Origin of the sequence: Aquitalea palustris (genome assembly GCF_003693445.1) — a bacterium.
Taxonomy (GTDB): Bacteria; Pseudomonadota; Gammaproteobacteria; order Burkholderiales; family Chromobacteriaceae; genus Aquitalea; species Aquitalea palustris.
This window is the reverse complement of sequence record NZ_RFAR01000016.1, coordinates 1-21,660: the sequence shown is the minus strand read 5'-3', so window position 1 is coordinate 21,660 and position 21,660 is coordinate 1. Positions and strand designations below refer to the sequence as shown.

Annotated in this window: 19 protein-coding genes and 2 tRNA genes; 11 read left to right on the top strand and 10 right to left on the bottom strand. The window is 55.5% G+C overall.

The window, feature by feature from the left end; all coding sequences use genetic code 11:
* Window positions 1-79 precede the first annotated feature (79 nt).
* Window positions 80-153 (top strand) — tRNA-Cys (locus EAY64_RS05195).
* Window positions 154-810: 657 nt separating this feature from the next.
* Here the strand turns inward: EAY64_RS05195 and EAY64_RS05190 are convergent.
* The 3 genes from EAY64_RS05190 to EAY64_RS05180 form a co-directional block, all read right to left on the bottom strand.
* On the bottom strand, window positions 811-3,321 hold the full coding sequence (locus tag EAY64_RS05190; RefSeq protein WP_147456179.1) for a fimbria/pilus outer membrane usher protein: 2,511 nt from the start codon (window positions 3,319-3,321) through the stop codon (window positions 811-813).
* 46 nt (window positions 3,322-3,367) lie between these two features.
* Window positions 3,368-4,105: a fimbrial biogenesis chaperone gene (locus EAY64_RS05185; RefSeq protein ID WP_103523724.1), complete on the bottom strand. Its 738-nt coding sequence runs from the start codon at window positions 4,103-4,105 to the stop codon at window positions 3,368-3,370.
* Window positions 4,106-4,199: 94 nt separating this feature from the next.
* Window positions 4,200-4,763 (bottom strand): fimbrial protein, encoded by a 564-nt coding sequence (locus tag EAY64_RS05180; RefSeq protein ID WP_103523723.1) that lies wholly within the window; start codon window positions 4,761-4,763, stop codon window positions 4,200-4,202.
* A gap of 381 nt (window positions 4,764-5,144) precedes the next feature.
* Here EAY64_RS05180 and EAY64_RS05175 point away from each other — a divergent pair, with 381 nt between their 5' ends.
* Complete coding sequence (locus tag EAY64_RS05175; protein WP_103523722.1) at window positions 5,145-6,152, top strand: nucleoid-associated protein; 1,008 nt, start codon at window positions 5,145-5,147, stop codon at window positions 6,150-6,152.
* Between the two features lie 71 nt (window positions 6,153-6,223).
* On the opposite strand, the gene EAY64_RS05170 is transcribed toward EAY64_RS05175, so the two are convergent.
* On the bottom strand, window positions 6,224-7,420 hold the full coding sequence (locus EAY64_RS05170) for an amino acid aminotransferase (RefSeq protein WP_103523721.1): 1,197 nt from the start codon (window positions 7,418-7,420) through the stop codon (window positions 6,224-6,226).
* Window positions 7,421-7,625: 205 nt separating this feature from the next.
* Here EAY64_RS05170 and EAY64_RS05165 point away from each other — a divergent pair.
* The 3 genes from EAY64_RS05165 (at window position 7,626) to EAY64_RS05155 (ending at window position 9,561) form a co-directional block, all read left to right on the top strand.
* A tRNA-Leu gene (locus EAY64_RS05165) sits at window positions 7,626-7,710 on the top strand.
* A 209-nt stretch (window positions 7,711-7,919) separates the two neighbouring features.
* A complete protein-coding gene (locus EAY64_RS05160) occupies window positions 7,920-8,339 on the top strand; it encodes a ProQ/FINO family protein (RefSeq protein ID WP_103523720.1) in 420 nt (139 codons plus the stop codon).
* 91 nt (window positions 8,340-8,430) lie between these two features.
* Window positions 8,431-9,561: a glycerate kinase gene (locus EAY64_RS05155; RefSeq protein ID WP_103523719.1), complete on the top strand. Its 1,131-nt coding sequence runs from the start codon at window positions 8,431-8,433 to the stop codon at window positions 9,559-9,561.
* A 14-nt stretch (window positions 9,562-9,575) separates the two neighbouring features.
* Here EAY64_RS05155 and EAY64_RS05150 read toward each other — a convergent pair whose 3' ends face one another.
* Entirely contained in the window at window positions 9,576-10,445 is an 870-nt protein-coding gene (locus EAY64_RS05150; protein ID WP_103523718.1) for an ion transporter, read from the bottom strand.
* Window positions 10,446-10,565: 120 nt separating this feature from the next.
* Here EAY64_RS05150 and cysK point away from each other — a divergent pair, with 120 nt between their 5' ends.
* The 5 genes from cysK (at window position 10,566) to EAY64_RS05125 (ending at window position 14,145) form a co-directional block, all read left to right on the top strand.
* Window positions 10,566-11,498 (top strand): cysteine synthase A, encoded by a 933-nt coding sequence (cysK, locus tag EAY64_RS05145; RefSeq protein ID WP_103523717.1) that lies wholly within the window; start codon window positions 10,566-10,568, stop codon window positions 11,496-11,498.
* A gap of 145 nt (window positions 11,499-11,643) precedes the next feature.
* The gene (locus EAY64_RS05140) at window positions 11,644-12,117 is read left to right on the top strand and encodes a hypothetical protein (RefSeq protein WP_103523716.1); all 474 of its coding nucleotides are present in this window, start codon (window positions 11,644-11,646) and stop codon (window positions 12,115-12,117) included.
* Between the two features lie 7 nt (window positions 12,118-12,124).
* A complete protein-coding gene (locus EAY64_RS05135; protein WP_103523715.1) occupies window positions 12,125-12,535 on the top strand; it encodes a YchJ family protein in 411 nt (136 codons plus the stop codon).
* A gap of 97 nt (window positions 12,536-12,632) precedes the next feature.
* A complete protein-coding gene (locus tag EAY64_RS05130) occupies window positions 12,633-13,664 on the top strand; it encodes a histone deacetylase family protein (RefSeq protein ID WP_103523714.1) in 1,032 nt (343 codons plus the stop codon).
* Window positions 13,665-13,836: 172 nt separating this feature from the next.
* Entirely contained in the window at window positions 13,837-14,145 is a 309-nt protein-coding gene (locus tag EAY64_RS05125; protein WP_103523713.1) for a hypothetical protein, read from the top strand.
* Window positions 14,146-14,525: 380 nt separating this feature from the next.
* Here EAY64_RS05125 and dcd read toward each other — a convergent pair whose 3' ends face one another.
* On the bottom strand, window positions 14,526-15,095 hold the full coding sequence (gene dcd, locus EAY64_RS05120; protein WP_059286513.1) for a dCTP deaminase: 570 nt from the start codon (window positions 15,093-15,095) through the stop codon (window positions 14,526-14,528).
* A 316-nt stretch (window positions 15,096-15,411) separates the two neighbouring features.
* Here dcd and EAY64_RS05115 point away from each other — a divergent pair, with 316 nt between their 5' ends.
* The gene (locus tag EAY64_RS05115; protein ID WP_103523712.1) at window positions 15,412-16,350 is read left to right on the top strand and encodes a dihydroorotate oxidase; all 939 of its coding nucleotides are present in this window, start codon (window positions 15,412-15,414) and stop codon (window positions 16,348-16,350) included.
* A gap of 57 nt (window positions 16,351-16,407) precedes the next feature.
* Here the strand turns inward: EAY64_RS05115 and EAY64_RS05110 are convergent, their stop codons facing one another.
* The 4 genes from EAY64_RS05110 to EAY64_RS05100 form a co-directional block, all read right to left on the bottom strand.
* Complete coding sequence (locus EAY64_RS05110; protein ID WP_103523711.1) at window positions 16,408-17,214, bottom strand: DODA-type extradiol aromatic ring-opening family dioxygenase; 807 nt, start codon at window positions 17,212-17,214, stop codon at window positions 16,408-16,410.
* A gap of 260 nt (window positions 17,215-17,474) precedes the next feature.
* Complete coding sequence (locus EAY64_RS20350; RefSeq protein WP_158604613.1) at window positions 17,475-17,633, bottom strand: hypothetical protein; 159 nt, start codon at window positions 17,631-17,633, stop codon at window positions 17,475-17,477.
* A 211-nt stretch (window positions 17,634-17,844) separates the two neighbouring features.
* Complete coding sequence (gene katG, locus EAY64_RS05105; protein WP_103523710.1) at window positions 17,845-20,022, bottom strand: catalase/peroxidase HPI; 2,178 nt, start codon at window positions 20,020-20,022, stop codon at window positions 17,845-17,847.
* A gap of 511 nt (window positions 20,023-20,533) precedes the next feature.
* Window positions 20,534-21,529 carry a recombination-associated protein RdgC gene (locus EAY64_RS05100; protein ID WP_103523709.1) on the bottom strand — a complete coding sequence of 332 codons (996 nt, stop codon included), beginning with the start codon at window positions 21,527-21,529 and terminating at the stop codon, window positions 20,534-20,536.
* Between the last annotated feature and the right edge of the window lie 131 nt (window positions 21,530-21,660).

The following is a 21,660-nucleotide window of genomic DNA, read 5'->3' as shown; positions in this document are numbered from 1 at the left end:
GTTGAGGTCGCGAGTTCGAGCCTCGTTTCCCGCTCCACAATTTATCAGTCAGACACAGCGCTGATTGAACACAAGCTACGGCGCGGTAGCAAAGCGGTTATGCACCGGATTGCAAATCCGTGTAGGTCGGTTCGACTCCGGCCCGCGCCTCCAAACAAAACCTTGTGCAACAAGGTTGTAAACGCCCAGCTTAGTCTGGGCGTTTACCATTTCTTCTGCTGAAGTCTCTTCAAAGTGCCTCGCTGTACCGATATGCAGATTGTTCTGTCCGTTGGACTCCTGATTTGCTAACCGGGCTTCCTGTCTTTGCGAAGTCAATGATGGGGGCGCAATGTGATCTTAATTGGCGGAGGCGGTTGGCCAGAGCATCATGTGGTGTCAGTTGCCAGTGGCGGTCGATGCAGGCATTGGCTGTGATGCGTCAATTCCGGGTAAATTGCGCGGAAATCATACGAGCCGCTATGATGGAGCGGGCAGGGGGCGAGCTCGCTAATGCAGCACCAGCTATACAGTCGCTGGCGACTGAGTTGCCACCCATGCGAGCGACACTCGCTGGGTTTCTGGGGCAAAGCATGCTGTCCCAGTCATCGTGGGTAGCTGCTTGAGTAGCGCTAACAAAGCCCCGACACCTGCGTTATGCCTCATTGCCATATGACTTGTATGGCTTTTGCTGGCGCACTTTGCCGCAGGGCTATGTTATTTTGTTGGCGGCACCAAACAGCGCTAGCTGAGGGCGGCAAGCCAGTCCTAGTGTTCCCATGAGGATTTTTACATCAGGAGTGAATGATTAATACATTCCCTGATCGCTCATCACTGTGTAGCCTTCAGTATGGTGCACTCAACGATCTTTATCTCATCCTGCTTTTGTTTTTTCATGTCGTATGTAATGCTGCATGTTCTATTTTCGGAATACTTAATCACCAATTGACCAGCACCATACTGCACTCTGGCAAATAGCTTGCCTCCCTGGCCGATCTCGCCAACGGTGTTCCCATCTTTATCATAGGCACTGGCACCAAATGGCAGAGGCTCTCCATTTGCGAAATGGGTTTTGAGTAGTAATGGAATGCCCTTCTTGGTTTTGAATTTAGCCAGCACTACCGAACCACTACGTGGGACGACTTCAGTGCTAGTGTAATCAAGCTCAACTCCATCGCTCATACTACCGGTCTCCAGCAGTACGCTATTCAGTCGATAGGAAGACAGCGAGGGTAATAAAGCATATCCATCAGCATTGATTTTAACGCCAATACTGGGAGTAACATGTGCTCCCTCCGCATCTTTGGCCTGAATAATCGCGGTACTATCCCCTAGTGGCTGGCCAAATAGTATGGTTCCAGCTGCACCCACTACCGAGCCAGTCAGTCCTAGTGATACTTGATTAGAATTATTGCCATTGCTAGCGCTGGCGCTGATAATGCCATTACTACCCTGATAGTTCAGGTTTCCGGCAATATTGTTGTTTTCACTTTGCTGGTTTTTATTATTGATAATATTAAGCCCATAACTGAGTTTTCTTTCTTCACCCAGTGCGCCATTAATATTCAGTTGATTGCTATTGTTACCGCTGGAATCGTGTTGGAATGATGTGCTAAAGCTTTTTCCCTTGTCCAGGTTCAAGCTCAAAGTCAGCATCACGGTATTAGTATTTTTTCCGCTTAAGTCAGTTTGTCTTCCTGTATTGATCCCGACACTTCCCCAGCGATATCCTTGCCTTAATCCCGCCTGGAACTGATTGTTACTACCTTGCCCCGCCCAGTAGGTTTGTGTCGCTCCACTAATATAAGCTGAGCTGTTTGTTCCAAATGTTTGATTAATGTTTATTTCAGCGCGGCTGCGTACGCGCGCATAGTTTTCGATATAACTAGGTGAATTACTGTCACTAGCTAATTTGTCGCGTGCATTCAGTGCATCAAGAATGCTCAGATAGCCAGAAGTAGAGTAGCGATAAGCGGCTAATGTTACATTTGTTCCGGTATTGTAGAATAATTTATTAAAGCTGATCCGATAAGATTGGCCGGTCAGCGATTGGCTGCCCAATGCTGTGTTTGACGTGGTCATGTCAAGACCGACTGCACCGGCACTTGTATTGAATACCGTACCTAATTGCAATGCTGAATAGCCTTCACTAGCTGTCAAGCCACTGTTCATTGTCAACAGGTTGGATAGGCCGCGCTGGTAGGTCAGCTGACCTAGAAATGGCTGACTATTCGTTAACTGGCGTACTTTACCGAGGCTGACACTGTAGCGATCAGATCCTTCTCGCAATGAACGTGGTACTGCAGAAAATGGAACCGTGAAAGTCGAACTGCGGCCGTCAGCTTCGGTAACGGTTACTTGCAGGTCGCCATTATAGCTGGAAGGCGCGAGATCTTTTATTTCAAAAGCACCCGGTGCCACGGTTGTTTCGGCAATAGTATAACCATTTTGTTTTATCGTCACTTTGGCATTGCTATTGGCAATGCCGCGAACAACAGGGGCATATCCGGTATCATTGATTGGTTTCATCCGTTCGTCACTGACCATGCGTATTCCACGCAATGAAACAGAGTCAAACAAATCGCCATCGGTAAAATTATCACCAATAATAAGCTGGGATTTTAATGCATCAAGATCGCGCTTTAGATAGGTTTCAACGGGAGTAATGGATCTGCCTGATGTATTGTTCCAGCTTGCTGATGTGGTATTGCGAAATTGCCAGCTGCCAATATTCACACCGGATTTGGCCAGGAGGTAAGCATTTTCCGCCGTATTGCCATTGTTTTTGGCATAGTAGAAGTTGCTATTGTAATCCAGCAAAAATGCAGGGAGTCCTGCTTCCCACCTTTCTGGTGGGACGTAACCTTGCATTTGCTGTGACATGTCTATTTGTGGGACGCTGATATTTAATTGTAGGTCGCTGCTATTGAAGTCATAAAATGCATTTTTTATGCGGGCGGCGATGTCTACACATTCATCATCTGCGCTTTCTTTGGCTGCAGGCAGGCTTTCGGATTTTACACCGAATTCCAGCAGAAGCTCACGGGGTACACAGGGTATTGCCGTGCTTGTGCTGGATTTTTTTATTACGGATAAGTCTCGACGACCCTTTACAATGCCATTGATATTTAGATCAATACTGTATGTTCCATCTGGTAGTGTGTTCGTTGTGCTGTATTTGCTGAAGTCAAGATTTTTTAAAGATTCACCCCATAGCATGCTTTTATCAAAAACCGGGGCTGCAGCATTATCCTCAGCCTGTACCGATCGGCTCATGCCTGCCAATAAGGAAACAATTATAAGGTAAGTCGGTTTTATTTTGAATGGGGTGGTCGGGTTCACGTTCTTTGCTCAGTTGTATGCATCTCTTAAGTCAATGCATATTGTTTTATTCCTCAGTGTTTGCCGTGAAACTGCTCTGGCCACCGTAGTCATTGATGATGCTGAAGTTGATGCCTTGTTTTGATTCTGATTTATAGGGTTTTAATTCATATTCAGTGCTGCTGTTTGGTGCTATCATCGAGTTCTGTGGTGCCAGATCTACCATGCCATTTATTTCTTTTGTTTTGATATTGATTTCACTGAAGGTAACATAGTAAGGGCTGTTGTTTTTAACGCTGGTAACCCATTTCCCATTTCCTGTCTTTTTCTCAATGTGCCAGCTGAGCTTTTTGTTGATGTCTTCTGGTTTTATCGGCAAATTTTCAGGGCGGAAGAAGAATTTTATTCTGGTACGTAAGCCGATTCGCAATTGGTTGGGTGCATCGATATTTTGTGGTATCTCCAGTACATTCACCCAGAATAGTGACTCTTTTTCGGTGGGTAATTTTATTTCTCCAGTATAACGCACACGGATATTTTGACTTTTTTCCGGTGCAATTATTGAAATGGGAGGGGTGAGTATAAATGGTGCGGTTGTGTTGTCAGGTGTATCTTTTGGGTTGCCCTCGTCGACCCAGCTTTGTATCAGCGATGCTTTTTTACCATTGTTGTTTACGGTAAAAGTAATTTCTTTTTTATCGGCAGGGTAGATAATCCGTGTGCCGTTGATTGAGGTGTCAGCATTGGCTGGTACTACCCAGCCGGCGATGGAAATCAATGTAAAATAGCTAATGATTGCTTTCATATTACTCTCCCCGAGCTTGTTTTAATTTAAACAAGGAGGCCTTTGTCTGCCTCCTTGTCTACGCGACTAATATAGTCAGCTACAGCTGATATTGTTATTGGTATTGAATGGTGTAGTTAACTTTGCCGGTGACGGTACCTGCGCCTGCCGCTCCAGTAGCATAGTATTTTGCTTGATAATTCAATGTAGCTGCACCGTTGGCATCGATTGGGAAAGCAGCGCCACTGGTACCTGGACCATTGCTGGCGCCAATTACGATGGGAGTCGATGAAGTCAGGTTGTAGAGCGCGATTTCCACATTCGCGGCACCACCAGTAGCAGTATTGATCAGACGGCCTGAAGAGTTAACATCGCTACTGTTTTCAAACCAGGCTGCAGCTTTGGTTAGATTATTTGGGGCGGTCCCCAGACCAGTGCAACCTGTCAAGTTGATGGAAAACTGGGTGGTACCTGCAGTGGCACTGATTGTTGCCAAGCTACTTTTCGCTACTATCGGCAGCGTAACGGTGCCGTTGGCGCTACCACTACCTGCATTGATGGTGCAAGTAACGGCAGAGACCTGGCCGTTAAAAGTGATGCTGCCATCAGAAGCTTGGGCCTGAGTGGCAATACCTGCGAGCAACAAAGTGGCGGATGCGGTTGTGAGGAGTTTTTTCATAGCTTAAGTCCTTGGTGAAGGTGTGTTAACAACAAGCAGTGATTGCTCAGGTGGCACTATCAACCATCACGAAGGCTTAGTAATTGAGAGTAATCTTTTTTAAAGCTAGGAAAATTCCTAAGGATATGCTGTGGCAATCTACTTGTTGTAATTTGTAATTAATGAAGTGAACAGAAATGAACTATGTTTATTAATTATAGGCTTAGCCAAGACTTATGCAGATTGCAATCCGCCATGGCGGCACTTGTGGGCCGTAAAACCGCAAGCCATATGCATTGGTTCCGAGCAATATTTATGTCTTTGGGTGGCGTGTGAGTGCATGGCGATTGTCAGCCGCTGACGGTACGGCAATAATCTGGGTTTAGATGTCAAAGGCTTATTATGTTGATTGGTGAATCGCGTGTGGAACGCTTGGTGGTGCATCGGGTAGGCAATCAGGCGCGGGGTGAGGGCTTGCAACTGTCTGAGCGGGCCTGTGACGTCGATGACAGCGTTTCCTCGCTCATTTTGAGCGGCTACTTAAGAGGTGTAGTTTCTGACAAGAAGAAGCACCAGTTTTTTCATGAGTCTGATCTCAATCTGAATGAGATCTATCACTACACACGGCAATTTTTCCGTGATGAGCTGGACTTCCTCACGGTGTCACAGCGTATTGCCAAGCATCTGTATGCCCGCTCACAGCATCCGAATATCAGTGCTGGTGATTTGTTTGTCATTTTGTTTGCCGGTTTGTCTGATGGTGAGCGCGAGCTGCGTGCTTTGGGGGTGTTCAAATCGGAAGTGCGTGATGACTTTCTGTCGGTGATCGAGGCTGGCGAAGTATTTGATATCCGCCATGCTTCGGGGATCAATCCGCGCTTGATTGATAAGGGTGCATTGATTCTGGAGAACAGCCCGCTGGTGTATGCCGTGGATCGGGGGGGGCAGCAAGCCAAATTCTGGCTGGATGATTTTCTCAAGGCCATGCGGGTGCCGGATGCCAATAGTAGTAGCCGCATGGTGGCCAGTGTAGTCGAACAGCTCTCAGAGGAAATTGCCGATCCGCTTGAACAAGCTCGCTTCAAGGATGAGTTTTTGGCGGTGTGCGGAGCGGAAGAGGAGATGTCGACTGGCCAGGTCAGTTCCATCGCCGAAAAATTTGTCGGCAAGGAGCAGGTGAGCCAGGCATTTGACAGCGCCGCCGAGGCATATGGCTTTGCCCTGGATGAAGAAGCGCGGCTGCCAGCACAAAATATGGCTAAGCGTCTGGAAAAGTCGCTATCCAAATATGGCATCGGTCATGGCATCAGCGTACTGCTGCCTACAGGCATTACCCTGAAAAATATCCAGTCGGTGAATGATGGCGAGGGTGAGTTAAGCCTGACCTTGAAGCTGCACAAGCGCGACTGAGCACTGCTGTTGTGACAATAAAAAGCCCGTCAGTGATGACGGGCTTTTTACTTGGCGTGGTAAAGACAGTCTCAGTCTTCCAGCACACTGGCCATGGCTTGGGCGACATAGTCGACGTTGCGGCTGTTCAAGCCGGCTACGCACATGCGGCCGGAGCGTACCAGATAGACAGCAAACTCTTCACGCAGGCGGTCTACCTGTTCCGGGGTGAGGCCGGTATAGCTGAACATACCTTGCTGGGTGGTGAAGTAGCTGAAGTCACGCCCAGGCAAGCGGGCGCTGAGCACGGCAAACAATTGCTGGCGCATGGCCTTGATGCGTACCCGCATCTGCGCGACTTCGGTTTCCCATAGGGCAAACAGTGCCGGATCGTTCATCACGGCAGCGGTAATCTGGCCGCCATGGGTGGGGGGGCTGGAATAGTTGCGGCGTACGGTGGCTTTCATCTGGCCCAGTACGCGCTCTGCTTCTTCCTGGCTTTGGCAGATGATGGATAGTCCGCCGCAGCGTTCGCCATAGAAGGAAAGGTTTTTGGAGAAGGAATTGCTGACAAAGAAGCTGACTCCGGCATCGGCCAGTGCACGGATGGCGTAGGCGTCTTCATCCAGCCCCTGGCCAAAACCCTGGTAGGCAATGTCGAGGAAAGGCAGCAAATTGCCGTTCTTCAGCACGGGGATCAGTGCATCCCATTGTGCCTGACTCAGGTCAACCCCGGTGGGGTTGTGACAGCAGGGATGGAGCAAGACCACGCTTTGCGCGGGCAATTGCTTGAGCGTGGCCAGCATGTCATCGAACAGGAGGCCGCCGCTGTGTGCATCATAGTAAGGATAATCATGCACCTTGATCCCGGCACCCTCAAAGATGGCGCGGTGATTATCCCAGCTGGGCTTACTGATCCAGGCCTCACTGTGCGGGAAATAGCGTTTGATGAAGTCCGCCCCCACTTTCAGCGCCCCGGAGCCGCCTATGGTCTGGATGGTGGCGATGCGTTGTTGCTGTACCGCCGGGTGTGTGGCGCCAAACAACAGTTTTTGTACGGCGCTGCGGTAGTTGGCGGCGCCTTCCATCGGCAGGTAAGGGCGCGGTGCGGGAGATGCTGCACGGGCTGCTTCAGCCTGCTGCACCGAATCTAGCAGTGGGATGCGTCCCTCTTCGTCATAGTACAGGCCGATGCCCAGGTTTACTTTCTGGCTGCGGGTGTCGGCATGGAAGGTTTCCACCAGGGTCAGGATGGGGTCGCCGGGATAGGCTTCGACATGTTCGAACATGAGACGGCAATTCCTTGGAAGCGATCAAGTTAAGTAGTGAGTGGCCAGTCGTAAAGACAGGGTGGCAGCGATGCACAAGTCAGCCATCTTCGCGCAAAGCAGCCAACAGCAGCAAGTCATGCACCGCTTGTGCTGTTGGATAAGGGAAATTGCGCGTGCAAAGGGTGACTCTGCGGCAGAGTGCTGGCATAATCCGCCACTCGGTGCGCCCATGGCGAAATTGGTAGACGCAAGGGACTTAAAATCCCTCGACTTCGGTTGTGCCGGTTCGACCCCGGCTGGGCGCACCAACACCGTTACGCTGTTCGAGCCACATGGCTAGCAGACCAGTTGGTATCAGCCGGCTTTTGCTGGCATGCGCTTGCAAGCTGCATTACCATACAGGGCGCAGCAGCGTCATCAAGCTGACTGGCTGTGCTCGCGACGGGTTGTACACCGTCACCCCGTCTGGCAGGCTTGCCTGTCATTGAAAAGCATCACTGGATCTAGATAGAAGTTCATGAAGCCAAATACCGAAACGGCACTGGGTGCTGCTCTCAAGTCCGCAGTGCAGAGTCTGTCGAAGAAAAAACAGACTGAAATGATTGCGGAACATGTTTACAGCAAGTTCGAAGTGTTTCGTCAGTTCCGTCCGCTGGCTCTGGGCATCCATGAGAGCCTGATTGCTGCCTTGCCGCAATTCGATGCCACGCTGATCTCCCGTGTGGTGGCCAATCACTGCCGCAAGCCGCGCTATGTCAAATCCTTGGCACGTGGTGGCAAGCGCTTTGATCTGGCTGGCAAGCCCAACGGCGAAGTGACCGCTGAAGAGAAAAAGGCTGCCCAGCTGATGTCGGCGCCCAAAGCGGCTGTTGAAGCCAGCGCTGTGCCAGAAGCCAGTACTGTACCGGCTACGCCGGAAGGCCAGTCTGCCGAATAAGCGTTGATTCGCCCCCGTTACCAACCCCTTCTTGCCTTGGCAAGGAGGGGTTTTGCATTTATGTTGTCCGTTTTCTGCTGGAGGATGAGCTATGCGCTGGCTGCTTGCACCGGATTCCTATAAAGGCTCACTGGATGCTGCTGCGGTGGCAGAGGCGATGCAGCTTGGCATTGAACGTGCTGACCCGCAGGCCGTATGTATGCTGCGGCCGATGGCGGATGGTGGCGAGGGTACGCAGGATGCCTTGCATGCCGCCGTGGGCGGCCAGTGGCTGGAGTTTCCGGTGTGCAATGCCACGGGTGACACCATCATGGCCCCTTGCCTGCTGTTGCCGGATGGAACCGCAGTGCTGGAAGTGGCGCGCATCATCGGCTTGCCCGAAGCGGGAGACAGTCCGGTGGCGCAGCGTAGCAGCCGTGGTATTGGCCAGATGCTGGCGGCCTTGCTGCAGTCGGGGCAACGGCGTATTGCGGTAGCCTTGGGTGGTTCCAGTACCAATGACGGCGGGGCTGGCTGTCTGGCCGCCCTTGGTCTGCAGCTGCTGAATGCCCAAGGGCAACAATTGGACGGTGCGCTGCAGGATTTGCCGCAGTTGTTCACGCTAGATGCCGATGGCTTGCTGGAGGCTTTTGCCGATGTCGAGCTGGAAATCTGGTCGGATGTGGATAATCCGCTGAGCGGGCCACGCGGTGCAACGGCGGTATTCGGTCCACAAAAGGGTGTGGCTGCGGCGGATATCGTCCGCATTGATGGCGAGATTACCCATTTCGCGCAACTGCTGGATGCCCGCTTGCAACAAGATACCCGACACCTGCCGGGTAGTGGTGCTGCCGGTGGGCTGGGCTATGCCATGTTATTGCTGGGTGGACACATGCAATCGGGTGCGCAGGCGGTGGCGCGTCACCTCGGCCTGGCTGTTGCCCTGCAGTCGGTCGATTGGGTGTTCACCGGGGAGGGGCGCAGTGATAGCCAGACGCTGGCGGGCAAGGCACCAGCCTGCGTGGCTGCTCTGGCTGGTGCGGCCGCTGTGCCGGTCAGTCTGCTGTCCGGAGCTGTCATTGCCGACGAAGAGGGAGCACTGGCTGCCCGTTTTGCTGGCTGTTTTTCCCTGTGCAATCGGCCGATGTCGCTGGAAAGTGCGATGCAGGAAGCCCCGCAACGGCTGGCTCAACTGGCCGAGCAAGTGGCGCGTACCATCCTGGCGGCCAGGGCAGGTGCCTAGCCTTCAGTAGTGTGCTAGCTGACTTCGCCCCTGGCTGGTCTGGGCAATGTGCCGCCGCAATGCTTGCAAAAGCGCGCATCCCAATCATGGCCTTCGCTGAAACAGTGGGGGCAGAGGCGGGTGGCCGACTGCTTGTCAGTTGGGGTGGCCGATGCGCCGCGGGCGATTTCTGCCGTCACGATGCCGGTGGGCACGGCGATGATGCCATAGCCGGTAATCATCACCAGGCTGGCCAAGGCCTGGCCTAATGGTGTCTTGGGGGTGATATCGCCAAAGCCGACGGTGGTGAGGGTGACAATGGCCCAGTAGATGCCAACCGGAATGCTGGTAAAACCATTGGCCTCGCCTTCGATGACATACATCAGCGTACCCAGAATGATGACCAGCAGTACCACGGTGCCGAGAAACACGATGATCTTGCGCCGGCTGGCCAGCATGGCCCGTTTCAGCTCGCGTGCCTCGCCCATGTAGCGGGTGAGCTTGAGGATGCGGAACATGCGCAGCAGTCGTAGCACGCGGATATCGGCCAGGAAGCGGCTTTCCGGAATGAACAGGCCCAGGTAGAGCGGCAGGATGGACAACAGGTCGACCACGCCGAAAAAGCTGCGGGCGTAGCGTAGTGGCTTGTGGACACAGGCCAGACGCAGCAGGTATTCCAGCGTGAACAGAATGGTGAACAGCCAGTCCAGTACCTTTAATTGTGGGCCCCACTGCTGACGGATGCTGGCCACACTCTCCAGGATCACGGTGAGCAGCGACAGGACGATGCTGACAATCAGCGCCAGATCGAACAGCCGGCCGCTGCGGGTGTCTGCCTCAAAAATGATGATGTACAGCTTGCGGCGCCAGCCGCTCAAGGGAATCAGCTCTTCCTGGGTCGGCATGATGAATGTGGGACCAGTTGGTTCATTGAATAGAAGTAAACACTATTAGAGTTTTCTGAGCGCTCATATATTATAAGCGTTATTAAACCTTGCATTAATGTTGCCCGGGAGAATAAGACGATGCGTATCGCCAATACCGTAACCGACCTGATCGGCAATACCCCTCTGGTCAAACTGAACCGTGTTACCGATGGCTGCGTCGCCACCGTGGTAGCCAAGCTGGAGTTTTTCAATCCGGCACACAGCGTCAAGGACCGTATCGCGGTGGCCATGATCGATGCTGCCGAGCAGGCTGGCAAGATCGGGCCGCAGACGACCATCGTCGAGCCAACTTCCGGCAATACCGGCATTGGCCTGGCCATGGTTTGCGCCGCCCGTGGCTACAAGCTGGTGATCACCATGCCGGAAACCATGAGCCGCGAGCGTCGCCAGCTGCTGAAAGCCTACGGTGCGGAACTGATCCTCACCCCGGGGCCGGATGGCATGGGCGGTGCCATCGCCAAGGCACGCCAGCTGGTCGAAGAAAACCCGGACAGCTGGTTCATGCCGCAGCAGTTCGAAAACGCGGCCAATCCGGAAGTTCATCGCAATACCACGGCTGAAGAAATCTGGCGCGATACCGATGGCCAGGTGGATATCTTCGTGGCGGGTGTCGGTACTGGCGGCACCATTACCGGTGTCGGCGAAGTGCTGAAAGCCCGCAAACCAGGTGTGCAGATTGTTGCCGTGGAGCCGGATGCGTCGCCGGTGCTGTCTGGCGGGCCAAAAGGTCCGCACCCCATCCAGGGTATTGGTGCCGGTTTTGTCCCGCCCATCCTGAACACCGGGGTCTACGACGAAATCATTCGCGTCAAGAACGAGGATGCCTTTACCACGGCTCGGGCAGTGGCGACCCAGGAGGGCGTGCTGGTGGGTATCTCTTCCGGTGCCGCCGTGTGGTCGGCCATTCAGCTGGCCAAGCGCCCGGAAAATGCCGGCAAGTTGATCGTGGTGGTCATTCCTTCCTTTGGCGAGCGTTATTTGTCGACACCGCTGTTCGAACATCTGGCCTGATCGTTTTCGGCCACCCGCCTAACCCGGTATCGCCGGCCGCGCAGCTTCTGCCCGGCCGGTTTTGTTGTTCGCATGCCTGCTGGCAGCGAACTGCGTGACGGCGTATTTTGTCCAATCTGCCTCCACATCCGCTACACTACCGCCCATGCATTCCACCCTCAAAGTGCTTAGCCGGGTAGCCGGCCTGTCGCTGATGTTGTCTGCCTGCAGCTTGCTGCAACAGCCAGCCGCCCCGCAAACCACCGTGCGTCCAGCACGACCTGTGCAGGCCCAGCCGCTGCCGGACAGCAAGGCAGACTCGCTGTTCAAGGAAGCTAACCGCCTGGCTGGCAAGGTGAAAAGCGGTGAGCTGAATCGTGTGGCGGCGGCGGACCAGCTCAATGTCTATCGGCTGCGCCTGATCGGTGCCAACCTGGTCGATGACAACAGCTTTGCCATGTATCGCTATCTGGCGGTGGAGCGCGATGCCGGACGGCTGACGCAGGAAGAGTCGCAAGCACGCATGGAAATGCGCTTGCGCGAATGGATGCGTCGCTGGCCCAAGCTGCAGCCCAAGCCGCCGGTCCCGGTATTTACCAATTTTCTGTTGAAACTCTATGGATTGCCCGCCCTGGGCTGATAAAGCAATGAGCAAGAAGAAACATTCCAGTGCTTGCCCCTGTGGCCTGACTGCCTCCTTTGCCGACTGTTGCGGCCGCTATATTGACGGCGCGCAGCTGGCCCCTACCGCTGAGAGCCTGATGCGCTCCCGCTATGCGGCCTACACCATGAATAATGGCGACTATTTGCTGGCCAGCTGGCACTCTTCCACCCGTCCGGCAGAGCTGGATCTGTCGCGTGAAGAGCGCTTTGTAAAGTGGCTGGCACTGGACGTACTCAGCACCCAGGCCGGCAGTGCCAGTGACGACGCCGGCGTGGTGGAGTTTGTTGCCCGCTACAAAGTCAACGGCCGTGCCCAGCGGCTGCATGAAGTCAGCCGCTTTCGCAAGGAAGACGGCCGCTGGTTCTATGTGGATGGCGATGCCGAAGAAGGCTGAGCAAGCACTCTTGCGTCTGGGCAAATCCTGCTCCGGTCGCAGTTGACCCCACCGCCCCATCGCGCCAGCATGGGGCTTTTTCTTGCCGGATATTCCCATGCTGACCATCTATAGCGACAAGCACCGTCTGCAGCACGGCAAGGCCGAGCTGATCGATGGCACTCTCAAGCCCTGTTTTGAAACCCCCTCACGTGCTGACATGGTGTTGCAGGAAGTCAGGTCACGTGGCCTGGGACCGGTGCTGGAGCCGCAAGCGCATGGGCTGGCGCCGGTACTGCGGGTACACGATGCCGGCTACGTCGAATTTCTGCAAACCGCCTGGCAACGCTGGACGGCCATGGGGCGCGACTACGACGCCCTGCCCAAGATGTGGCAGATCCGTCGTCTGCGCGCAGCCATCCCCCAGCATGTGGAAGGCCAGCTGTGTTATTACTCGATGGACTGCGGCACGCCGCTGACCGCCGGCACCTGGCCGGCCATCACGGCGGCGGCGGATGTGGCACTGACGGCCATCGACCAACTGGCGGCGGGCCAGCGCGGCGTATTCGCCCTCACCCGGCCGCCGGGCCATCATGCTGCCCGCGATTATTGTGGTGGCTATTGTTTCTTCAATAATGCCGCCATTGCTGCGCAAAGCCTGCTGGATCGCGGTGCGAAACGGGTGGCCATCCTGGATGTCGACTATCACCACGGCAATGGCACGCAGGATATCTTCTATCAGCGTGATGACGTGTTGTTTCTGTCGATTCATGGCGACCCGGCGACCGAATACCCCTTCTTTCTCGGCTTTGCCGACGAGCATGGCGAGGGGGCCGGGCTGGGCTACAACTACAATTATCCGCTGCCGGCGGCTTCCAGCGTGGCCATGTGGTTTGCCACACTGGGCACTGCGCTGGGTGAAATCCGGCGCTATGCCCCGGATGCGCTGGTGGTGTCGCTGGGGGTGGATACCTTCGAGGGCGACCCGATCTCGCGCTTTTCCCTGACCAGCACCGACTTTCTACGACTGGGTGAGCAGATCGGCGGGCTGGGACTGCCTACAGCTTTTTGCATGGAGGGTGGCTATGCGGTGGAGCCCATCGGGCTGAATGCGGTGAATGTGCTGGAGGGTTTTTCAATGCACCAGTAGCTGGCATGCCCGTTGCCCGGCGGCCTCTTCATCGTACCTCAGTGGTAGCGTGTTTCCCCATCGCGGGTAATGGCAGATGAATATTTTGTTTCAAGTCAATATCTTGTCAGCAGCGGCTTGGTTTTTTGGAGGGGCACAGCTAGCGTTAAAGTGTGGGTGAAAGGAGATGGCAATGGGACTCGCTCTGAAAGGCTTGCTGTGCGAGCTGGAAAGCTGCCGCAGCAAGGGCATGACCACCGCAGCCGTGACACGGGTCGACGTGGTGCGTACGCTGGAAGTACCGCTGGATTTGCATGCCTGCCGCGAGCTACGCGTACTGGCACATGTGTTCAGTGGCGATCAGGCCGCACTGGCTGCCATGGTGCTGAAGGCTGCCTTGCTGGATATGCAGGAACATCTGGATGAAGATCTGGACCAGTTGGCGGAAAATGCCCGGATTTTGCTGGAAGATCCTTGCCACAAGGCAAGCGAGATCATCTAGGCGGGATATAACAACGGGGTCACCGGGGAATGAGGGAGTAGCAGGGCCGGCTTTGCCGGCCCTGTTTCATTGTATCTGCAGTATTCCGTAGAGGTTGTGCCATGGCTAAAGTGTTGCACTATTTTTATTGAGTGAATATTTTTAATAAAAATGCCAATTGAATTGTCTGGGTGTAAAAAAAGGGACGTTACGGCAAGGGGGAACCGCGACGTCCCAAGAAGAAACCATGTGCTGTATTGGGGTTGCTGCTGAAAACGAGTAAGCCACAGTTCATCCTAGAACAGGCAGCGGAAATTGCCCGACAGATTTTCATGCATATGAAATAAAAAAGGACAACCGAGGCTGTCCTTGTCGTAGCGGCTTGTCGCGCAAGGCGACTATCAGGGGCGCGGCAGCGTGACGCCAACCTGGCCCATGTATTTGCCGGCGCGATCGGCATAAGACACGTCGCACACTTCATCGGATTCGAAGAACAGCACCTGTGCCACGCCTTCGTTGGCATAGATCTTGGCCGGCAGCGGGGTGGTATTGGAGAACTCCAGGGTGACATAGCCTTCCCACTCCGGTTCGAAGGGGGTGACATTGACGATGATGCCGCAGCGCGCATAGGTCGATTTGCCCAGACATACGGTCAGTACCGAACGCGGGATGCGGAAATATTCCACAGTGCGTGCCAGGGCGAAGCTGTTGGGCGGGATGATGCAGTAGCCCTTGCCGGAGACTTCAACAAAGGAATCGGGGTCGAAATTTTTCGGGTCGACAATGGTGCTGTTGATATTGGTGAATACCTTGAATTCATCGGCACAGCGGATATCGTAGCCATAGCTGGAGGTGCCGAAGGAGATCACCTTTTCGCCGTTGATATTCTTGATCTGATTGTATTCAAACGGCTCGATCATGTTGTGATCCTGCGCCATACGGCGGATCCACTTGTCGGATTTGATACTCATGGTCGGGGGTCCGTTGCTGAAATTTAGATGGCTCCGATTCTAAACGGTATGACCCGGCACGGCCATATCTAGTCATGCTTTGCCGGTGCTGGCGAATGAATTGGGTTTGCTGTTCAGTTCGTCGCAGAACCCGTGGGGCCTGCTGTTATCCCTGCTGCATGGCGTGATTGCCATTTTTACCCTTTGGCCAGATGGGGAGGCAAGGCCGGAAATGACCGCAGTAGGGGTGTTTTGCGTGCAGGCTTGACGTGGCGCAGAGCGACTGCGCCATGGCGGGCGCAGACTGCGTCTTTTGTTCTGACGGGAAATCCAAGGCATGCATGTAGACCTGTCTGTCTCCTGGCTTGGTCTTGCCATGGCCAATCCTCTGTATAACGCCTCGGGCGTCATGTGCCGCAGCGTGGCCGAACTGGAGCAAGTGCGCACTTCGGCCGCAGGGGCGGTGATCACCAAGAGCTGTACGCCACAGCCGCGAGTGGGTAATCCGGAGCCGCGCTATTGTGCAACGCCGCTGGGCAGCATCAATTCGATGGGCCTGCCCAATGCGGGCTATCCCTATTACCGTGACTATGCGCGCAGCTATCCCTACGCGGCAGGCAAACCGCTGTTCCTGTCACTCTCCGGGATGACGCTGGACGAGAATCTGGACATGCTGCGCGATCTGGCGGCCGCAGAGCTACTCTGTTTGCCGGAAGTCAATCTGTCCTGCCCTAATCTGCCGGGCAAGCCCCAGCTAGGCTACGATTTTCAAGCTTGTAGCGAGGCGCTCACGCAAATCACGCGTGTTTACCAAGGCCCATTCGGGGTGAAGTTGCCGCCATATTTCGATCAGGTGCATTTTGCCCAGATGGCTGCTGTGCTCAATGCCTTCCCCGGCTTGCGTTTTGTCACCTGCATCAACTCCATCGGGAATGGCCTGGTGATCGATGTCGAGCGCGAAAGTGTGGTGATCAAGCCCAAGGACGGGCTGGGTGGCCTGGGCGGCAGTTATGTATTGCCGACGGCACTGGCCAATGTGCGTGAGTTTTATCGCTTGCTGCCTGACAAGCATGTGGTGGGATGTGGCGGTATCAATAGTGGCCGGGAGGCCTTCATGCATATTCTGGCCGGCGCAACCGTAGTGCAGATCGGCAGCTGCCTGTACGAAGAAGGCGAGGGGGCGTTTGCCCGCATTCTGGATGAGCTGAGTGCCTTGATGGTGCAAAAAGGGTATCAACGCCTGGATGACTTCCGTGGCAAATTGAAAACGCTGTGAGCTGAGAAGCGTACTTGGACAGTAACAGGGCCATCTTGTAGATGGCCCTGTTACATTTCAGTCGAAGCGCCAGCAGGCCATTGAGAGTGAACCCATACGCCAGTCATCGTGCAACTTGTGTGGCGGCGTGTCATCGGATGCCGCCCCCATGGTTACCAGGAGCGGGTTGAAATGCTCGTCGCTGGGGTGGTTTTCCCGGGCATGAGGTGCCAGCTGCTTCCAGTTGAGGATGTCTTGGGGCCGGTTTTGGCTTAGTGCATCGTCCATCCAGTGGGCAAAATCCTCGGCCCAGGATGGCGGGGCACTACCATCACGGCTGAGCTGCCACAGATTATGGGTATAGCTGCCAGAACCGATGATCATCACGTTGTCATCACGTAGCGCACGCAGTGCGCGACCCATCTGATAGTAAGTGTCGGCTGTTGCCGTATGCGGCAGCGAAACCATGACCAGCGGAATATCGGCCTGCGGATACATCAGCATCAGCGGTGTCCACATGCCGTGGTCCAGACCGCGCTGATCGGTGCTGCCAACGCGCAGGCCGGATTGGCGCAACAGGTCCATCACCTCTGCCGCCAGGGTCAGATCAGTACTGGCGGGATAGCGCAGGGTGTAGAGAATGGGCGGAAAGCCACCAAAGTCATACATCGTGCTTGGCTTCTCTGCCAGATTGACCGTGGGTAGGGTGCTTTCCCAGTGAGCAGACAGCACCACGATGGCCCGTGGACGGAGGAGCTGCTGGCCAAGCTGCTGCAGAAAGTCGCGGGTGGGACTGTGCTCGATAGGGAGAGTCGGTGCGCCGTGAGAAATAAACAGGGCGGGTTGTCGCGTCGTCATGGTGGTATTGCCTGCATTGATTGCCATGTGAACAGCTTAACCAGCTTTGACTGTCAAAAAAACCGTGAATTTCTCACTATATTGTTTACTAATAGTGAATAGTATTGCAGGGCAGTGTCGATTGATATGCCAGTGCCAAGGGCCTGTCCCGCCTTGCGCGAGCTAGAGTCAGACAAGGCGAAAACGAGCGGCAGCAAGTGGGGAGGCGCCGTTCCCTGCCATCACTATGCATTTTGCTGCCCTTGTTCATGCGGCATACCAGACGCGCCGCTGATCAGGTGCCGCGTCTACGCCGGGTGACTGGCGACAGGCGGGCTGGCCAAGGTGTGGTGTTCTGCCGGCTGCAATATCAAGGCCCAGCCTGCGCAGACGATGGCGAGGCCAACAAGTCGCCGTGCAATCAGGCGCAAACGACTGCGCTGCAATGTAGTGTGCTGTTGTTTCATGGTGCTCTCCCTATGGATGTTTTCATTTTAATGAGAATAATTCGCAAGTAAAATTAATCTTTTTAAATTGATGATTTGTTTTGACAATGATTGCCGGATGATCAAGGTCACGTCCGAATCTGTGGCAGAGGGAAGGCTGCAAAAAACCGGACAGCATGGGCTGTCCGGTTGGCTTGGTTTGCTGCGATGGCGTTGCTGCGTGCCAGGCGGATCAGTTCAGATCGAAGCGGTCCGCGTTCATGACCTTGGTCCAGGCCGCGACAAAGTCATGCACGAACTTCTCTTGACCGTCGTTCTGGGCGTAGACCTCGGCGTAGGCACGCAGCACCGAGTTCGAGCCGAACACCAGGTCGACCCGGGTGGCGGTCCAGCGTACGGCACCCGACTGGCGATCCCGGATCTCGTACAGGTTGTTGCCGGCGGGCTTCCAGGTGTAGGCCATGTCGGTCAGGTTGACAAAGAAGTCCGTCGTCAACTGCCCCACACGGTCGGTGAACACGCCGTGGGCGCTGCCGCCGTGGTTGGTGCCCAGCACCCGCAGGCCGCCGATCAAAGCGGTCATTTCCGGGGCGGTCAGGCGCATCAGCTGAGCGCGGTCCAGCAGCAGTTCTTCGGCGCTCACCGCGTAATCTTTCTTGAGCCAGTTGCGGAAGCCATCGGCCAGCGGCTCGAGCACGTCGAACGAGGCGGCATCGGTCTGCTCGGCCGTGGCGTCCCCGCGGCCCGGTGCAAAAGGCACGGTGATGTTGACGCCGGCGGCCTGGGCGGCCGCCTCGACGCCGACATTGCCCGCCAGCACGATCACATCGGCCACACTGATGCCAAACTGGGCGGCGATGGGTTCGAGAGCCGACAGCACGCGGGCCAGACGGGCCGGCTCATTGCCTTCCCAGTCTTTTTGCGGGGCCAGGCGGATGCGGGCTCCGTTGGCGCCACCGCGCTTGTCCGAGCCACGGAAAGTACGGGCGCTGTCCCAGGCCGTGCTGACCAGCTCGGCCGTGCTCAGGCCGGTGGCGGCAATGGCGGCCTTGACGGCGGCCACGTCGTAATCACGGCGGCCAGCCGGCACCGGGTCTTGCCAGATCAGGTCTTCTTGCGGCACATCAGGCCCGATGTAGCGGGCCTTGGGGCCCAGATCGCGGTGAGTCAGCTTGAACCAGGCCCGGGCGAACACTTCGGTGAAATAGGCCGGGTCTTGGTGGAAGCGCTCGGAGATCGCGCGGTAGGCCGGGTCCATCTTCATGGCCATGTCGGCGTCGGTCATGATCAGGCGGGTGCGCTGGGAGGCATCGTTTTCGACATCGGCCGGGTACTCATCGTCCTTGGCATCGATCGGCTCCCACTGCCATGCGCCGGCCGGGCTCTTGCGAAGCTCCCACTCATGGTTGAGCAGCATGTCGAAGTAGCCGTTGTCCCATTGGGTCGGGTGGGTGGTCCAGGCGCCTTCCAGGCCGCTGGTGACCGCATCGCGGCCAATGCCACGGCTGCTGTGGTTCATCCAGCCCAGGCCTTGCTCGTGCAGGTCGGCGCCTTCGGGCGCCGGGCCCAGCTTGGCGGCATCGCCATTGCCGTGGGTCTTGCCCACGGTGTGGCCGCCAGCGGTCAGTGCCACAGTTTCTTCATCGTCCATGGCCATGCGGGCAAAGGTCACGCGCACGTCGTGGGCGGTCTTGAGCGGATCGGGCTTGCCATCGACGCCTTCGGGGTTCACGTAGATCAGGCCCATCATGACGGCGGCCAGCGGGTTGTCCAGATCGCGTTCGCCCGAGTAACGGCTGTTGGGGCCACCGCTGGGTTCCAGCCATTGCTTTTCAGAACCCCAGTAGATGTCTTTCTCAGGGGCCCAGATGTCTTCACGACCGAAGGCGAAGCCAAAGGTCTTCAGGCCCATGGATTCATAGGCGATGTTGCCGGCCAGGATCATCAGATCGGCCCAGCTCAGCTGGTTGCCGTATTTGCGCTTGATCGGCCACAGCAGGCGGCGTGCCTTGTCGAGGTTGCCGTTGTCGGGCCAGGAGTTCAAGGGGGCGAAGCGCTGGTTGCCAGTGCCTGCACCGCCGCGGCCGTCGGCAATGCGGTAGGTGCCGGCCGAGTGCCAGGCCATGCGGATCATCAGGCCGCCGTAGTGGCCCCAGTCTGCCGGCCACCAGGGCTGGCTGTCGGTCATCAAGGCCTTGAGGTCGCGCTTGAGGGCTTCGACGTCAAGCTTTTGCACTTCTTCACGGTAGTTGAAGCCTGCGCCCAAGGGCTGGGTCTTGCTGTCGTGCTGGTGCAGGATGTCCAGGTTCAGGGATTTGGGCCACCAGTCCATATTGGACATGGTTGCCTGGGTCATCCCGCCATGCATGACTGGGCACTTGCCTGCAGAACTTGCGTTATTGTTCGCCATCACTTGCTCCTGTTGCGTGGGGTGTGGACTGTTGCGGGCAGGTTTCCCGTCAACAGATAGGGTTTTCAAGAATCCAGTGCAAGGGGTAGCGCTGTTTGCACTTTCAAGGCAAGCTCAGGCTCATCGTAGCCAGAGGCATTGCACCTGATCGTTCTATTGCAAGCCTGCAAATGCGGCCAGCATGTCGAGCAGGATTTCCTGCCATGTCTGATTGTTTTGCATGACGTTCTCCCTGTGTACTGGATTGATAGCTTAATTTGTACTGCATCACCTGTTCTTTGTTACTGGGATAATTCCTTAATCTTGATAAGAAATTTCCCATCCGGTGCTTGGGCTGTGAAGTGGGGCGCCAAGTTCAAGCCTTCACTACCCAGTCAGTAACAGGGTGATGTGCTTAGTATGGTAATGATTGATAGATTTGTTAAATTGATTGTTATTAATCGATTGTTAGATTTGTGCTATCAAAAAAAAAGAGCCCGCAGGCTCTTGGTCAATCTGAATGGGGTGGGACTCAATCCCAGGGCAGCTTCTCGTCACTGGCATTTTCCACGGGCACAGCAACGGGTCCCACCTGTGCAGGCGCGGAGGCAGTTGCAGGCGCTGCCTGGCTGTCTTCCAATCCGCCCAATGCTTCGATCAAGGCTTCTACCAGCTCGCCCAGCTCTTCACTCATCAGGGTGAATGTGGCTTCAAACAGGCTTTCCCGATCATCGCCGGCCTGGCTGGCTTCTTCCTGCAGGACATCCAGAAACTGAATGCGCTTGAGTTGCAGGGTATCGGTCAGCATGAAACGAACTTTCTCCTGCCAGATCAGGCCAACGCGGGTCACTTGCTTGCCGGTAGCAATATGCTGGCGGATTTCTTCTGCGGTCAGGTCCATGCGTGTGCAGCGAATGACTGCGCCATTCTCACTGCCATCTTTCAATTCGCAATCTGCATCCAGTTCGAAGCCATAAGGCGCTTCGCCAGCCGCCAGCCAGTCGGTCATGGCCGTATGCGGGGCCAGCTTGGTGCGGGGCAACGCAGCAGGGAAGGGCGGCAGTGCCTCGCGCAACTTGGAAACCAGCGCTTCCGCCTTGCTGGCGGTACCCGAATCCACCATCATCCAGCCGCGGCGGCAATCCAGATAAGCCGTTGTACGGTGAGTACGGACAAAGGCACGTGGCAGCAGATCGTCGGTAACCTGCTCCTTCAGCGCCAGTTTTTCCTTGCGGCCAACCTTGCGCAGCTCCTTCTCTTCGATCTCCTGCACCTTCTGCTCGACAAAATCGCGGATCACCCCAGCGGGCAATACCTTGTCTTCCCGTTTGAGTGACAGCAGCTGACAATCGCGGGCGGTGAACACCGAACTATCCAGGTGTGAAGCCGGTGCTACCCAGCCCTCACCAAACCAATCCAGCCCACCGCAATGTTGAAAGGGACTTTTCTCCAGTGCGGCAGCCAGCTTGTCGGTTTCGTGGATGGATTCGGAATTCAGGCGATAAAAAGATAGTTGCTTAAACCACATAATTGTTCCATAATGCGCGTCCTCTGATGCCGCTGATTGTAACCCGGAAACGGGCTGCGCAGCAGACAACAGATTGCAGATATTGTTGGGAAGCGGAGTGTAGCTTAGCCTGGTAGAGCGCTACGTTCGGG